General features: G+C 53.7%; 13 protein-coding genes. All 13 read left to right on the top strand.

The window, feature by feature from the left end:
• The first annotated feature begins 7 nt into the window (after nucleotides 1–7).
• The 13 genes from Q9451_RS23775 (at nucleotide 8) to Q9451_RS23715 (ending at nucleotide 14,437) form a co-directional block, all read left to right on the top strand.
• Entirely contained in the window at nucleotides 8–271 is a 264-nt protein-coding gene (locus Q9451_RS23775; protein WP_012271042.1) for a lipopolysaccharide assembly protein LapA domain-containing protein, read from the top strand.
• A gap of 102 nt (nucleotides 272–373) precedes the next feature.
• Nucleotides 374–1,807 (top strand): MBL fold metallo-hydrolase, encoded by a 1,434-nt coding sequence (locus tag Q9451_RS23770; protein ID WP_012271043.1) that lies wholly within the window; start codon nucleotides 374–376, stop codon nucleotides 1,805–1,807.
• A gap of 250 nt (nucleotides 1,808–2,057) precedes the next feature.
• On the top strand, nucleotides 2,058–3,242 hold the full coding sequence (locus Q9451_RS23765; protein WP_150104944.1) for a Wzz/FepE/Etk N-terminal domain-containing protein: 1,185 nt from the start codon (nucleotides 2,058–2,060) through the stop codon (nucleotides 3,240–3,242).
• A 47-nt stretch (nucleotides 3,243–3,289) separates the two neighbouring features.
• Nucleotides 3,290–4,540 (top strand): oligosaccharide flippase family protein, encoded by a 1,251-nt coding sequence (locus tag Q9451_RS23760; protein ID WP_012271045.1) that lies wholly within the window; start codon nucleotides 3,290–3,292, stop codon nucleotides 4,538–4,540.
• 47 nt (nucleotides 4,541–4,587) lie between these two features.
• Nucleotides 4,588–5,589, top strand: a complete 1,002-nt coding sequence (locus tag Q9451_RS23755; RefSeq protein WP_012271046.1) for a hypothetical protein — start codon at nucleotides 4,588–4,590, stop codon at nucleotides 5,587–5,589.
• A 3-nt stretch (nucleotides 5,590–5,592) separates the two neighbouring features.
• Nucleotides 5,593–6,618 carry an EpsG family protein gene (locus Q9451_RS23750; protein ID WP_012271047.1) on the top strand — a complete coding sequence of 342 codons (1,026 nt, stop codon included), beginning with the start codon at nucleotides 5,593–5,595 and terminating at the stop codon, nucleotides 6,616–6,618.
• A gap of 70 nt (nucleotides 6,619–6,688) precedes the next feature.
• On the top strand, nucleotides 6,689–7,897 hold the full coding sequence (locus Q9451_RS23745) for a glycosyltransferase (RefSeq protein ID WP_012271048.1): 1,209 nt from the start codon (nucleotides 6,689–6,691) through the stop codon (nucleotides 7,895–7,897).
• Complete coding sequence (locus Q9451_RS23740; RefSeq protein ID WP_012271049.1) at nucleotides 7,890–8,924, top strand: polysaccharide biosynthesis protein; 1,035 nt, start codon at nucleotides 7,890–7,892, stop codon at nucleotides 8,922–8,924. Before Q9451_RS23745 ends, Q9451_RS23740 begins: the two co-directional genes overlap by 8 nt.
• A gap of 4 nt (nucleotides 8,925–8,928) precedes the next feature.
• Nucleotides 8,929–10,047, top strand: coding sequence for an NAD-dependent epimerase/dehydratase family protein (locus Q9451_RS23735; protein ID WP_012271050.1), 1,119 nt, complete (start codon nucleotides 8,929–8,931; stop codon nucleotides 10,045–10,047).
• A gap of 22 nt (nucleotides 10,048–10,069) precedes the next feature.
• A complete protein-coding gene (gene wecB, locus Q9451_RS23730; RefSeq protein ID WP_012271051.1) occupies nucleotides 10,070–11,200 on the top strand; it encodes a UDP-N-acetylglucosamine 2-epimerase (non-hydrolyzing) in 1,131 nt (376 codons plus the stop codon).
• Nucleotides 11,201–11,214: 14 nt separating this feature from the next.
• Complete coding sequence (locus Q9451_RS23725) at nucleotides 11,215–12,465, top strand: glycosyltransferase family 4 protein (RefSeq protein WP_012271052.1); 1,251 nt, start codon at nucleotides 11,215–11,217, stop codon at nucleotides 12,463–12,465.
• Nucleotides 12,465–13,430, top strand: coding sequence for an SDR family oxidoreductase (locus Q9451_RS23720; protein WP_012271053.1), 966 nt, complete (start codon nucleotides 12,465–12,467; stop codon nucleotides 13,428–13,430). The genes Q9451_RS23725 and Q9451_RS23720 overlap by 1 nt, the downstream gene beginning before the upstream one ends.
• Nucleotides 13,427–14,437: a glycosyltransferase family 4 protein gene (locus tag Q9451_RS23715; RefSeq protein ID WP_012271054.1), complete on the top strand. Its 1,011-nt coding sequence runs from the start codon at nucleotides 13,427–13,429 to the stop codon at nucleotides 14,435–14,437. Before Q9451_RS23720 ends, Q9451_RS23715 begins: the two co-directional genes overlap by 4 nt.
• Nucleotides 14,438–14,471: the final 34 nt, after the last annotated feature.

Below are 14,471 nucleotides of genomic sequence, written 5' to 3'. Positions count from 1 at the left end.
GAATCTGATGCGTAACCTCAAGCGCGCCCTGGCGGCGGTATTCGTGCTGCTGTTGGCGGCTGTGGTGCTGTTCTTCGTGCTGGAGAACCAGCAGGCCGTGTCGTTGGTTCTGTTCGGTTGGGCCGCGCCGGCCATGCCGGTTGCCGTACTGGTACTGGCAGCTTTGGTCATTGGTCTGGCGGTAGGGCCATTGCTGGGGGCTTATGGTGTGCAGCGCAGCAAGCGCAAAATCAGGGCCTCTGCGCGACAGGCGGCACTAAGCGGAAATTAAGGAAATTTCCTACACCTGCTTAGGAAAGTTTCACCTATGCATACATCGGTTGACATGGAGTAATAGCGCACTTCATTTTCGGCCCAGGCGAGTGTGCGCAGCATGGAATATCCCAGCCTTTCCCATCACGGTGGTACCCGCGGCGTCACCGGGTCTTGCCACCAGTTGCACGTCGATCCGTCAACCAGCCTGTTGATCGACTGCGGCCTGGAGCAGGGAAGCGAAGCGGCGCCGGGTGCGGAAAGCGCGGCGCTCGGCTTCGACATTCAGGGTATCCGGGCTCTGGTTATCACCCACGTACATCTCGACCACGTTGGTCGAATCCCGGCGCTGCTTGCCGCCGGCTATCGCGGCCCCATCCTGTGTAGCGAGCCCTCAGCCCGGCTGCTGCCGTTGGTGCTGGAAGATGCCTACAAACTGACCATCAGCAGTGAGCCTGCGCAGGTGGCGCGGTATATCGATTTTATTCGTGACCTTATCGTGCCGCTGCCTTTCGAGCAGTGGCACACGTTGGTTGAGCATCCCGGCCTTGGCTGCCGCATTCGCTTGCAGCGCGCAGGCCATCTGTTGGGCTCGGCTTATGTCGAGTGCGACATGCAGCATGGGCAATCCAACAGCCGTTATGTGTTCTCCGGCGACCTGGGTGCGTGTGGTAACCCCTTGCTGCGTCCGGTTCAGCCACCAGAGCGTGCTGATGTGCTCGTACTGGAAAGTACCTATGGCGACCGCCTGCATTCGCATGTCGACGACCGTAGGCGGCGGCTGGAAGATGCCATTGATCGCGCCCTCGCCGACAAGGGCACTATTCTGATCCCTGCATTCAGTCTTGGTCGCACTCAAGAAGTGCTGTTTGAGCTGGAAGATATCCTGCACCGCAAGGCACTACTGGGCACAGCCGGTCCAGCCCCTGATGGTGAGCCGATCGACTGGTCCCAGTTGCCCATCATCCTCGACTCGCCTCTGGCTCAGCGCATCACCAGCGTTTACCGGGAGCTGCACGAATACTGGAATGACGAGGCCAGGGCGCGTGTTGCTGAAGGGCGTGATCCGCTCGGCTTCAGTCAGCTGATCAGCGTGGATACCCATGCTCGCCACCAGCAGGTGGTCAACTACCTCAAGAGTACCGGTCGCCCGGCGATTGTGATTGCCGGCAATGGCATGTGCTCGGGTGGGCGTATCGTCAATTACCTCAAGGCCATGCTGGCAGATCCGCGGCATGAGGTGATGTTTGTGGGCTATCAGGCCAAGGGTACGCCGGGGGCGGTGATACAGGCTAGCGAAGGGGCGGAAGGGTTTGTGCAGGTTGATCTGGATGGGCGGATGTATGAGGTGCATCTCAAGGTTAGGACGATCGCTGGCTTTGCAGGGCATGCAGATCAATTGGGGCTTGTAAGGTTCGCCCTCCAGGGGCGGTCGCCAGCGCGGCAAATACTGCTTGTACATGGTGAGGCAGGCGCCAAACACCTGCTGGCAAGGGCATTACGCAATGATGCTGCTTGTTCGAGCGTCATGCCGGAAGTTGGTATACCAAGATAGCATGGCAGACTAATGGTCTTTTTTTTCAGGAACTTTTGGAACCAGGTGATTTCTACCTAAATCCTGAGCGATCGCGATGGCTACAGGGTTTCACGTGGAAGTCGGCAGGGTGATTAAATACATTTTTGGTATTGATAGGCGTTCGCGTTTGCAGGGAGGTAAATTGCCATCACTCTTGCTATTACTTTCGTATGGGATATTCTAAAGCCGAGAAGCCTGCTGGTATGAGGAGAGCCTCGAGCAGTTCTTTTTGGGCAGTAAAATTTCCCCCTTTGCGGGTGCTATTCGGCATTCGCTGTTTTTTTATAACCCTCGTTTTTTCGGTTGCTGGCTTGGCGGCTGGGGAGGGGGCGAAAGTAAAAGTGCTGGTGAGAAAAGGATTAAAAATAGAATGGCTAGCGAGCAATACCGCGGTGGTGAGGAAGTTGATCTGGGTGAGCTGTTTAAAAGCGTGTGGGCGCAAAAGGTTTTGATAGCCGGATTAACACTCGCGTTGTTGTTGCTGGCAGCACTTTACGCGTTTACACGTCAACCTGTATATCAGGCCGATCTTGCGATCGTTGCGCCCTCTCATAATGATATTTCCCTCATTAATTATGGGCGTGGTGAGGCTACCGGCTTGGCGGTGATTACAGTCAAGGATGTGTATGAGCTATATGCGCGTCATCTGTATTCGGAAAATGCGCGACGGAAGGTATTCGAGGAAATCTTCTTTCCTTCGCTTTCTGAAAGCCAGAAAGCACAGCCGCAGAATGTATTGTTTACGCGATTCTCTCGCTTGTTTGTGATTAGCAAGACGGGTGATGACGCTGCTGCGCGCTATGTGGTCAGTGTCTCTGATTCTGAGCCTGCAGCAGCAGTGAAGTTGGCAGATGCGCTCGCGAATACCGCTGCTGAAATGACCAAGAGCGAACTAGTAAAAAATGCCCTTTCAGATGCATCTATGCGCGCAGTCATGTTGGATAAAGAAATATCCGGGAAGCGTGAGGTCGCGCGCAAAGAGCGAGAAGACCGACTGATTAAATTGAAGGAAGCGCTGTCAATTGCCTTGTCAGTCGGTTTGAGGAAGCCCCCTATTATTACGGGTAGTGCTTCGGAGTTGTCGGCACGGATGGATGGTGATCTTGCATACATGCGTGGTAGCGAAGCGATTCGGGCCGAAATTAATAATATGGCGATGCGTCAGTCTGACGATCCATATATTGCCAATTTACGTCAGCTTGAAGAGCGCATGGCATTTTATCGTGATTTGAAAATCAACGAGGATGCCTTCCGTGTTTATCAGCGGGATGGTGTGCTTGCAGTGCCGGACCAACCTATTAAGCCGAGGAAGGTTTTGATTATGCTGGGTGGGCTGGTATTGGGCGCTGGTTTGGGAGTATTCGTTGCACTAATTCGTTTTTTTGTGCGCGGGAAGAAAGCGCGGTTTGCATGATGAGTGGCTCGGCTCAGGTGTTATCGTTGTGCTAGAAGGGGCGTGAATTGAATCTTGTTCAGGTTAAGAAACTCTATAAAAACAACCTGAAAGTTGTTAGTAATTACCTGCACATGACGGTATTGCAGGTTATGAACTCTTTCTTTTACCTGCTGATCTACCCTTATGTCATTCACCGCCTTGGGGTGGAGAATTTTGGGCTGTATGTATTCGCATCCGGCGTCGCCATGTACTTCATGGTGCTTGTAAACTACGGCTTTGATATTCATGCAGCAAAGCTGGTTTCGCTGGAGCAAGAGAATAAAGCCGGGCATGGTAGTCTGCTGGCGCGCGTGTTACTGGCCAAAACGTGGCTGGCCTGCGCGGCCACAGCTATTTTTGTAATTTTGATAGCATTTTTTGAATTTATGCGTTCGCATTGGCTGGTGTTTGCCCTGGCCTACGTCAACGTGCTGTCCAGTGTGTTTCTGCCGCTGTGGTACTTCCATGGTATGCAAAAGATGAAGGTGTTGACGAACATTCAGTTACTGCTGAAGTTGCTGTCGTTGCCTTTGATCTTCCTGATGGTTACCCAAGAAGGAGATGTAGGCATTTACACAGGGATTGTTGTGGGGGTCAACGTGCTCGCCAGCCTGGTCGCATTTCTTTTTGCCGCTCGGGGGTGCGAGCGTCCAGCCTTTCCCGCTGTAAAAGAGGTCAAGGAATTGCTGTTGGAAGTGCAACCATTTTTCTGGTCTACCGCAGCCAACACGTTTAAGCAGAAAAGTATTGAAATCATTATTGGTAGCCTCTTTGGTATGCGAGAGGTTGCGATTTACGACCTTGCGAACAAGATATTTTCGGTGCCGAGCTTGTTAGCATCAAATATAAATGCGGCATTGTTCCCTGCGCTAATTCGCAATGCACGACGTGAGTTGATTAGCAAAATTATAAAAATCGAGCTTGGCGTAGGTTTGCTGTGTATCTTGTCGGTTGTGGTTGCTGGATATTGGGTGGTGGCGCTGATTGCACCACCTGGTATGGAGCAGGCGTATTACCTATCGATCCTGCTTAGCTTCAGTATCCTGACCTACCTCATTGTTGGTAGTCATATTTATTTCATCTATGTTCCGAACCAATGTTATAGTTTGGTGCTAAAAAATCAGATTGTATCGATTATTTCATTCTATTGCTTTTGCGCGCTGTACTTGAGCATCCACTGGGATATCAGTTCTGTGGTGCTCGGCTTGGTAACTTCAGCTATGCTCGAGATCGTATACAGTTACAGTCTTGTAAAAAAAGTTCCCGGATATCAATAGGTTGTCGGGAAGTGACACCCTGTCAAGAAGTGGAAGGTAGGCGATTTATGGAGAAATTCGACGTACCGGTGGCATTGTTCTTGTTCAAGCGTATTGACAAGCCTCTGGAAATCATCAAGCAGCTTGCCAAGGTTGCTCCTGCGCGTCTGTACCTGCTTTCTGATGGTGGGCGAACCGATGACGAGCGTCGCCAGGTCGCTGAGTGCCGTGAGGCGATCGAGCGGGCTATTACCTGGGAATGCGAGATTGTCAGGAAATACGAAGCGCAGAACGTGGGTGTATATGAAAACATAGCGGGTGGCGCTAAGTGGGTGCTGCAGCAAGAGCCGTTCGCTATTTTTCTGGAAGATGATAACTTGCCGGAAATTACCTTTTTCCAATTCTGCAAAGAGTTGTTGGCAAGGTATGAGCACGATACCCGTGTCTTGTGGATATGCGGGACGAACTACCTGAAGACGTATGCGCCGCAAGATGGTTCAAGTTACGTGTTTACCAAGAATATGATGCCGTGTGGCTGGGCATCCTGGGCAAGTAAATTTATACCCTTCTATGACGGTGAGCTTGGTCTGTGGCAAGATCCCTATGTGCGTGATCGCATTCGTCATGAATATGCATATGAAAAACTCTACTATCAGGATCGCTACAATGTAGAGTATGAATTGGATGCCAGGGCCAAGACGGGTCGGTTCTATTCATGGGATTATCAAATGAGTTTTTCCATTCGCGCCCACAATGTGTACGGTATCGTGCCGGCGTACAATCAGATCACCAATATTGGGGTGGATGCTGATTCGACGCACGGTGGCACATCGATGGAAGACGTCATGACCGAGCGATTCTGCGGTCTTCCAACTCGGCCTATGGAGTTTCCGTTAAAGCATCCCAAGGCGCTGTTGATTGATCAGCCCTTTGAGGTCGCAGTTGCTAAAATTATCCTTCATCCGAAGTTTTTTTCACTCAAATCAAGGCTTTCGCGCGCTATTCGTAAGCTATTGGGCATCGGTAAGACAGAAAGCATTCTGGGCTATTTCAAGAGCAAGATAGCCTGAGCCATGACGACGACGCGGAGCAGGTACCTCTCGATTATTTTGTCTGTCCCAGTATTCCTGCTGATGTGGGTGCTGTACGGGTGGAATACCTGGAATGGTGATCGTGAGGGTTACGAGCTGTACTACAATACGCGTGTAACCTTGGCTAGTTGGGGCAAGGAAGTTGGTTACGGCTACCTCAACATACTGGCGAATCAGTCCGGAATATCATTCGGCCATTTTCAGATTGCGTTGTCGCTGGTAACGCTACTTTTTGTGTATCGCTACGTCCTGAAGAAAGCCGTCGCCCCTGTAGCGTCGATGCTTGCTTATTTTGTGTGTTTCTTCGCACTGGACTTTGTCTTGATGCGAAATTTTCTGGCGTTTGCCATATGCCTGCAAGCGATATTGTTTTTGTACGAAGGGGGCTGGAGAGGCCGAGTAGTCTACGTACTATTAATCATGCTGGCGACCAGTATCCATCAGTCTTCGCTAATTTACATGGTTTTCGTGGTAATGCCTCTAGGGCGAGCGCTACCGTTGATGCGCTTCCTATTGTTTTTCTGTACCTGTATAGCTACTTACGTGATGGTACGTTATTTTGTACCGCTTCCAGATGCGATAGCTGCGCATTTTAGTTACTACGCCACTTCATTGAAGAGCTCCTTGTTCAATTCGATTGTTCATGTGTTTTCAGTGCTTTTCCTGGTGCTGGTCGTAGTGGGGGAGCGGAAGCATTTGTTGCGCAGCGCTGCGATGGATGAGCGTGGTAAAGAATTGACTTTTATTTACAATCTCAATCTCTTGTCGTTGCTATTTATTCCGCTCTATTTCGAGTCTGAAATTTTTATCAGGTTGCTCAGGTTTGTTCTTTTCTTCAATGTCCTCCATTGCGTAAATGCTTTGTTCGTGTGGCGCAAGACCCATTTTCTCATTGTGAGCTATCTGTCATTCTTGGCGCTTTACCTCGTAATATTTTTCCTGGTTCCGGTGGCTGAGTATTCGGTGATACCGCTGTTCAAGAACAATGCACTGTTGGGGCTAGGGTGATGAACGCATACATAATGGAACAGGCTTTGCTGGGTGCAGGGGGAGACAATCAGGTGGCTGGGGCTCATTCATGAAGGTCGTGTTTCTGGGTGGCGTATTCACGGATGCCGACCGCGCATCAATCGTCCGCTATTCTCAAGGTAGCATCCAGTTTGCGGCGGATACCCTGCAGAAGAACTACATCCGCGGTTTTGGCGAATGTCCAGAAATCAGCGGGGTGACGGTTGTCAACCTGCCGTTTATCGGTGCATATCCGCGACGATACAAGGAAATGTTCTATTCGCCTGTCGCCACACAGGAAAAGATGAATGGCGCGACCGTACAGAACAAGGCCTTTCTCAACCTGACGATCATCAAGAACCTACATAAGGTGCTGGTAGCCTACCGCGGAATACAAGACAACCTGCCCAAGGGGGGGGGGCGTTCATTGCTGGTCTGTTACTCAATGCACCTGCCATTTCTTCTTGCCTGCAGATGGGTCCGAGCAGTGCGCAAGGATGTAGATTTTTGCGTGATTGTGCCGGACCTTCCAGAGTACATGGCGGTGCGCACGGGGCTGACCAAGCTTGTCTTCCATGGTTTGGCGCGGTTGTCATACCGCATTGTCAATGGCGCCGACAGCGTAGTCGCTATCACGGATGCGATGCTTGACGTTTTTTCGCCAAAGCTCAAAAAGGTTGTTGTTGAAGGTATCGCAGACAGTGACTATGTCAACCGCCCGAGTTCGTCCGTGCGCAAGCCCTATTTCTTGTATAGCGGTACCTTGGACAGACGATATGGAATTCGCAAGCTATTGGATGCATTCGTTGAATCCAATATTGAGAATTACCACCTTTATATCTGTGGTGATGGTGATGATCGTGCCAATGTAGAAAGCGTTTCTGCAACTAATGCTAGAGTGAAATACCTCGGGCAATTGGACAGGAATGCTGTTTTGCAGTTGCAGCGTGAAGCATCGCTGCTGATTAATCCGCGTGATAATGAGTCGGCGTTCACTAAGTATTCATTTCCTTCCAAGATAATCGAATACATGTCTTCTGGTGTGCCAGTCATGATGTATGCGCTTGACGGTATACCCGCAGAATATTATCGTTTTTGCTACCTGGTTCCACCCGGCGCAGACGGGTTGAGGGATATGCTGGCCAAGGTGGCCTCGTTCGATATCGATGAACTCGTCGAAATGGGGCAAACGGCAAAAAAATTCGTTGCAAATCATAAAATGCCCAGTGCTCAGGTCGCCAAGGTGCTGGATGCCATAAAAGGGAAAACCTATGTTTAAAGGCAAGAAATTACTCATCACCGGCGGAACCGGATCGTTTGGCAATGCTGTTCTGAAGCGTTTCCTGGACACTGATATTGCGGAAATCCGCATTTTCAGCCGAGACGAAAAAAAACAGGATGACATGCGCAAGCGCTATGCCAGCTCCAAGCTGAAGTTTTATATCGGCGATGTGCGTGACTACCAAAGCGTTTTGAATGCGACACGGGGTGTCGACTACATTTTTCATGCGGCCGCGCTGAAGCAGGTGCCATCCTGCGAGTTTCACCCCATGGAGGCGGTCAAGACCAACGTGATTGGTACCGAAAACCTCTTGGAGGCCGCCATCCAGAACGAAGTACGTCGGGTTGTTTGCCTGAGCACTGACAAGGCGGTTTACCCGATCAACGCCATGGGTATTTCCAAGGCGATGATGGAAAAGGTGATGGTTGCGAAATCACGTAACGTCGATGAGAAAAAGACAGTGATTTGCGGTACTCGCTATGGCAACGTCATGGCTTCTCGTGGTTCGGTCATCCCCCTGTTCATCGAACAGATTCGTGCCGGCCAGGCACTGACCTTGACGGACCCTAACATGACGCGCTTCATGATGACCTTGTCCGATGCGGTCGATCTCGTGCTGTATGCCTTCGAGCACGGTAACAACGGCGACCTGTTCGTACAGAAAGCGCCTGCCGCCACCATTGAAGTGCTGGCCAAGGCGTTGACCGAACTGGTTGGCAAACCGGCGCATCCGATCAATGTCATCGGTACCCGTCACGGCGAGAAGCTCTACGAAGCGCTGCTGAGCCGAGAGGAACTGGTATGTGCCGAGGACATGGGGGATTACTACCGCGTGCCGCCAGATCTGCGTGACCTGAACTACGCGAAATTCGTGGAAGAGGGCGAGACCCGCCTCTCCATTACCGAGGACTACAACTCGCACAACACCCAACGCCTCGATGTCGCCGGGATGCAGCAACTGCTGCGCAAGCTCGACTTCATTCGTGCCATCGAACGCGGCGAGCATGCGACCCCGGAGGAATGAAACGATGAAAGTACTGGTCACAGGGGCAAATGGTTTCGTAGGGCGTAACCTGCTGGTGCACCTTGGCGAGCGCAAGGACATCGAGGTCGTGCTTTTCACGCGGGAGCATGCCCTTGAGTCGCTAGCCGAAAAGGTTCGAGATGTGGACTTCGTGTTCCATCTGGCGGGCATAAACCGGCCAAAAGACCCCGAGGAATTCAAGGTTGGCAATGCTGACCTGACCCTGGAGCTTTGCCGGGCCATCAAGGCAAGTGGGCGGCAAATTCCCGTCCTTTATACTTCGTCGAGCCAGGCTGAGCTGGATAACGCCTACGGTGCCAGCAAGCGCGGCGCCGAAGAGGCCCTGGCCGAGTTGCAAACGCAGCATGGCTCGGCCGTGCACCTGTTCCGCCTACCCAATGTGTTTGGCAAGTGGGCACGGCCGAACTACAACTCGGCAGTGGCAACGTTCTGCCACAACATCGTGCATGGCCTGGACATCACCATCAACGACCCTCAGGCGCGTATCAACCTGGTCTACATCGATGATGTAGTCAAAGCGTTCGTCCAGGTGCTGGACGGTGTGAAGTCCGGTACGCCGTTTGCGCAGGTAGAGCCGCAGTACAGCATCACCGTGGGTGAACTGGCAGACCTGTTACGCACCTTCCGCGATAGCCGTGCGAGCATGGTCACAGAAGCAGTGGGTACCGGTTTGGTGCGAGCCCTGTATTCGACCTACTTGAGCTATGTGCCCCCCGAGAGTTTCACCTATACGGTGCCCAAGCATGGCGACCCGCGAGGCGTGTTCGTCGAAATGCTGAAAACCAAGGACAGTGGCCAGTTTTCGTACTTCACCGCGCACCCCGGTATTACCCGTGGCGGCCATTACCACCATACCAAGACCGAAAAGTTTTTGGTGATCAAGGGCAAAGCGTGTTTCCGCTTCCGTCATGTGGTCTCAGGGGCGTTCCACGAATTGTTCACCTCTGGCGAAGAGCCGGAGATTGTCGAGACTGTCCCAGGCTGGACCCACGACATCACCAACGTAGGTGAGGACGAAATGATCGTCATGCTCTGGGCCAACGAAATTTTCGACCGTGAGAACCCTGATACCTACGCTCGGCCAGTAGGCACCGAAGCCTGAATGGGCCCGAGAGGATGAACCGATGAAAAAACTGAAAGTTGTCACCGTTGTTGGTACCCGCCCGGAAATCATCCGGCTGTCGCGCGTGATTGCGCGCTTGGATGAATACTGCGAGCACATTCTGGTGCACACCGGCCAGAACTATGACTACGAGCTCAATGAGATCTTCTTCCAGGACTTGGGAATCCGCAAACCGGACCATTTCCTGAACGCGGCAGGCGCAAGCGGGGCTGAAACCATCGGCAATGTGATCATTGCGGTGGACAAAGTGCTGGCCGAGGTCAAGCCGGAGGCCCTGCTGGTCCTCGGCGACACCAACAGCTGCATGGCGGTGTTGCCGGCCAAGCGTCGCAAGATACCGACCTTCCACATGGAGGCGGGCAACCGCTGCTTCGACATGCGGGTGCCGGAAGAAATCAACCGCCGAATCGTTGACCATACTGCCGATATCAACCTGACGTACAGTACGATCGCCCGCGATTACTTGCTGCGCGAAGGTCTGCCAGCCGACCAGATCATCAAGACCGGCAGCCCGATGTTCGAAGTGCTTGAGCACTATCGTGGCGGCATCGAAGCATCGGACGTGCTGCAGCGCCTTGGTCTGGAACCGGGTAAATTCTTTGTCGTGAGCGCTCACCGCGAAGAAAACATCGATTCCGACAAAAACTTCCTCAAACTGGTGGATGTGCTTAATACCGTGGCAGCAGAGTTTGACCTCCCGGTAATCGTTTCCACCCACCCGCGCACGCAGAAACGTGTTGATGCCATGGGTATCAACTTCCACGCCAACGTGCGTTTGCTGAAGCCGCTAGGGTTCAAGGATTACAACAAGTTGCAGTCCGAAGCCCGCGCTGTGCTTTCTGACAGTGGCACGATCAATGAGGAGGCTTCGATCCTCAACTTCCCTGCATTGAACATTCGCGAGGCGCATGAACGGCCTGAAGGTATGGAAGAGGCTGCGGCGATGATGGTTGGTCTTGAGGTTGAGCGGGTGCTGCAGGGCCTAGGTATCCTCGAACGGCAGTCGCGAGGGGCCGACCGTGACCTGCGTCTGGTTGCCGACTACAGCATGCCAAATGTATCCGACAAAGTAGTGCGAATTCTGCACAGCTATACCGATTACGTGAACCGTGTGGTATGGAAACGCTACTGAACCGGAAGCTATCGATGCCAGCTGAAAAATTGCGTGTACTGGTTGTAACGCAGTACTTCTGGCCGGAAAACATGCGGATCAATGATATGGTCCGCGACTTCACCGCCAGAGGTCATGAAGTGACGGTTCTGACGGGGCTCCCCAACTATCCGGAGGGGCGTGTTTTCCAGGACTATAAAGCCAACCCAGAAGCGTTCTCTTCCTATGAGGGGGCGCAAGTCGTTCGTGTGCCGCTGGTACCTCGTGGCAAACGCAGCATGCAACTGGTATTCAACTACCTGTCGTTCTGCGTGCTGGCATCTTTGATGGGCGCCTTCAAATTGCGTGGGCGCAAATTCGATGCTGTTTTCGTCTATGCCGTTTCGCCCATTCTCGCGGCCATACCCGCTGTTGTAATTGGGCGGTTGAAAAGGGCACCGGTATTTGTCTGGGTGCTAGACCTATGGCCGGAGACATTGCGGGCGGTTAACGTCATCCACGACCGGCGGTTGCTGGGGTTGGTGGGCAAGGCGGTATCGTGGATCTACAACCGCACCGATTATCTGTTGCTGCAGTCTCGCGGCTTTTTCGGCAATGTGCGCCGGTACTGCACACGGAAAATCGAGGACGACCGGTTGGTGTACTTCCCCAGTTGGGCTGAAGACGACTTTTCAGCGCCCATGGACAAACCTTGTGCACTTATAGCCCGGGACAGTTCTGTGTTTACGGTCGTCTTTGCCGGCAACATTGGTGAGGCGCAAGATTTTCCGGCCATCCTTGATGCCGCGCAGGCATTACGGGGCGAAGTTCCGGTTCGCTGGGTCATCGTCGGGGACGGCCGCATGAGCGCATGGCTGACTGATGAGGTGCGCAATCGCGGTCTGGATAACGTGCACTTGCTGGGGCGCCATCCCCTTGATGCCATGCCGCCCCTCTTCGCTCAGGCTGACGCGTTGCTGGTCTCCTTGCGTACCAACGACGTGTTTGAGCAAACCATCCCTGGCAAGGTACAGGCCTATCTGGCTTCCGGTAGACCGGTACTGGGCATGATCAATGGCGAGGCGGCGCGGGTCATCGACGCGTCCGGTGCGGGTTACGCCTGTGCGTCTGGCGATGGCGAAGGGCTGGCGACGATCACTCGCAAGATGGCCACGCTTGCGCCTGAGCAGCGCCAGGCAATGGGGGAAAGCGGTCGGCGCTTTTATGAACAGGAATTCTCTCGCCAGGTGCTGCTGACACGTCTTGAGCAGCTGTTTGGCGGTGCCACCTTACGGAGGACAAGTTGATGAACCGCCGTGTATTTCTCACCGGAGCGAGTGGCTTTGTGGGCAGTGCCGTATTGCACAGGCTGTTGGCAGACGGCATGCCAACTGTGGCCACGGTGCGTGGCAGCAGCCTGTCACTACCGCCCGCTGTACAGGCAGTGCCCTTCGATTCGTTCGAGGAAGCAGGCCAATGGGGCGAGGCGTTGCGCGGCTGCGACACGGTTATTCATTGCGCAGCCCGTGTTCATGTGATGAATGATACAGAGGCCGACCCACTTTCTGCATTTCGCAAGGTCAATGTGCAGGGCACCATGAACCTTGCCCGGCAAGCTGTCGCAGCAGGGGTGAAGCGCTTCGTCTTTATCAGTTCGATCAAGGTCAATGGCGAGGGAACTGCACCTGGGCAGCCCTACACCGCGCACGACCGCCCGCAACCTCAAGACCCGTATGGCATCTCCAAGATGGAGGCGGAGGCCCAATTGCTGGCTTTGGCGCAAGCGTCCGGGCTGGAAGTCGTGATCATACGGCCGGTGCTGGTGTATGGCCCTGGGGTCAAAGCGAACTTCCAGGCCATGATGCGTTGGTTGAACAAGGGCGTGCCGTTGCCATTTGGGGCCATCGACAATCGTCGGAGCCTGGTTGCACTCGACAATCTGGTAGACCTGATAGTGACCTGTACCGATCACCCGGCGGCTGTAAACCAGGTGTTTCTGGTTAGCGACGGTGAGGACCTTTCCACTACTGCGTTGCTACGCCGCATGGCCCAGGCATTGGGCGCGCCGGCGCGATTGCTACCCGTACCTGGCTGGGTCCTCAGCGGCGGAGCCAACCTGTTGGGCCGTACGGCGTTGTCCAAAAGATTATGCGGGTCATTGCAGGTGGATATCGAAAAAACGCGTAAGGTACTTGGCTGGCGACCGCCGGTGAGTGTCGATGCCGCGCTCAGGGCGACTGCGCAACATTTTCAGGAATCGTCGAACAAATGATGCTTTGGTGGCTTTTACCCGTAGTGCTGCTGTGTTCGTTGGCCATGACCGGCACGTTGAGACGTTATGCATTGGCCAAGAACATCATCGATGTACCCAATGCCCGCAGCTCACATTCAATCCCAACGCCCCGTGGCGGTGGTGTGTCGATTGTCCTCGCGTTTCTGGCCGCATTGGCAGTGATGACATTGCAGGCTGGCGCGCAAACTGACGCGTTGGTTGCATTGGGCGGTGCGGGGGCGTTAATCGCAGTGCTCGGCTTCATGGACGACCATGGCCATATTGCCGCCCGCTGGCGTTTGCTGGGGCACTTTGCCGCGGCCGTCTGGATTTTGTACTGGCTGGGCGGGTTGCCCGTGCTTCAGGTGTTCGGCTGGTCGCTCGATCTGGGCTGGGCCGGTGCAGTGTTGGCGGCGATCTACCTGGTTTGGCTGCTCAACCTGTACAACTTCATGGATGGTATCGATGGCATTGCCAGTGTAGAGGCAATCACTGTCTGCCTAGGTGCCTGTCTGCTTTACTGGTTGAGTGGACACGCGAGCATGACGGCCCTGCCGCTTTTGCTGGCCGCAGCCGTGGCGGGTTTCCTGTTCTGGAATTTCCCACCTGCGAAGATTTTCATGGGCGATGCAGGTAGCGGTTTCCTAGGGATTATCCTCGGTGGTCTTTCACTGCAAGCTGCTTGGCTGTCTTCCCAGTTGTTCTGGTGCTGGCTGATCTTGCTGGGTGTTTTCATCGTCGACGCCAGCTATACCTTGGTTCGCCGTTTGTTGCGCGGTGACAAGGTTTATGAGGCACATCGCAGCCATGCCTATCAGTTCGCGTCGCGTCGTTACGGCAGGCACCTGCCGGTAACCTTGGCAGTCACTGCGCTGAATCTGTGCTGGCTGCTGCCGGTGGCCCTCTGCGTTTTGTTGTTGGGTCTCGACGGTGTAATGGGGCTGATCATCGCCTATGTGCCTTTGGCGCTCATCGCGGCCTATTATCGCGCGGGTAGCTTGGAATAACTGTTGTGCGGTAGATGTGTTGAAGAGTCGGTTA

The organism is Pseudomonas sp. NY8896, assembly GCF_039634505.1.
Note: the sequence above shows the minus strand (reverse complement) of the source record. Positions and strands in the feature narration are given on the sequence as shown.

Bases quoted from the DNA above. Each gene is read 5' to 3' on its own strand.
- Q9451_RS23750 (WP_012271047.1), top strand. From the start codon at position 5,593: ATGACGACGACGCGGAGCAGGTACCTCTCGATTATTTTGTCTGTCCCA.
- Q9451_RS23775 (WP_012271042.1), top strand. From the start codon at position 8: ATGCGTAACCTCAAGCGCGCCCTGGCGGCGGTATTCGTGCTGCTGTTG.
- Q9451_RS23725 (WP_012271052.1), top strand. From the start codon at position 11,215: ATGCCAGCTGAAAAATTGCGTGTACTGGTTGTAACGCAGTACTTCTGG.
- Q9451_RS23720 (WP_012271053.1), top strand. From the start codon at position 12,465: ATGAACCGCCGTGTATTTCTCACCGGAGCGAGTGGCTTTGTGGGCAGT.
- Q9451_RS23735 (WP_012271050.1), top strand. From the start codon at position 8,929: ATGAAAGTACTGGTCACAGGGGCAAATGGTTTCGTAGGGCGTAACCTG.
- Q9451_RS23745 (WP_012271048.1), top strand. From the start codon at position 6,689: ATGAAGGTCGTGTTTCTGGGTGGCGTATTCACGGATGCCGACCGCGCA.
- Q9451_RS23740 (WP_012271049.1), top strand. From the start codon at position 7,890: ATGTTTAAAGGCAAGAAATTACTCATCACCGGCGGAACCGGATCGTTT.
- Q9451_RS23755 (WP_012271046.1), top strand. From the start codon at position 4,588: ATGGAGAAATTCGACGTACCGGTGGCATTGTTCTTGTTCAAGCGTATT.
- wecB (WP_012271051.1), top strand. From the start codon at position 10,070: ATGAAAAAACTGAAAGTTGTCACCGTTGTTGGTACCCGCCCGGAAATC.
- Q9451_RS23715 (WP_012271054.1), top strand. From the start codon at position 13,427: ATGATGCTTTGGTGGCTTTTACCCGTAGTGCTGCTGTGTTCGTTGGCC.
- Q9451_RS23770 (WP_012271043.1), top strand. From the start codon at position 374: ATGGAATATCCCAGCCTTTCCCATCACGGTGGTACCCGCGGCGTCACC.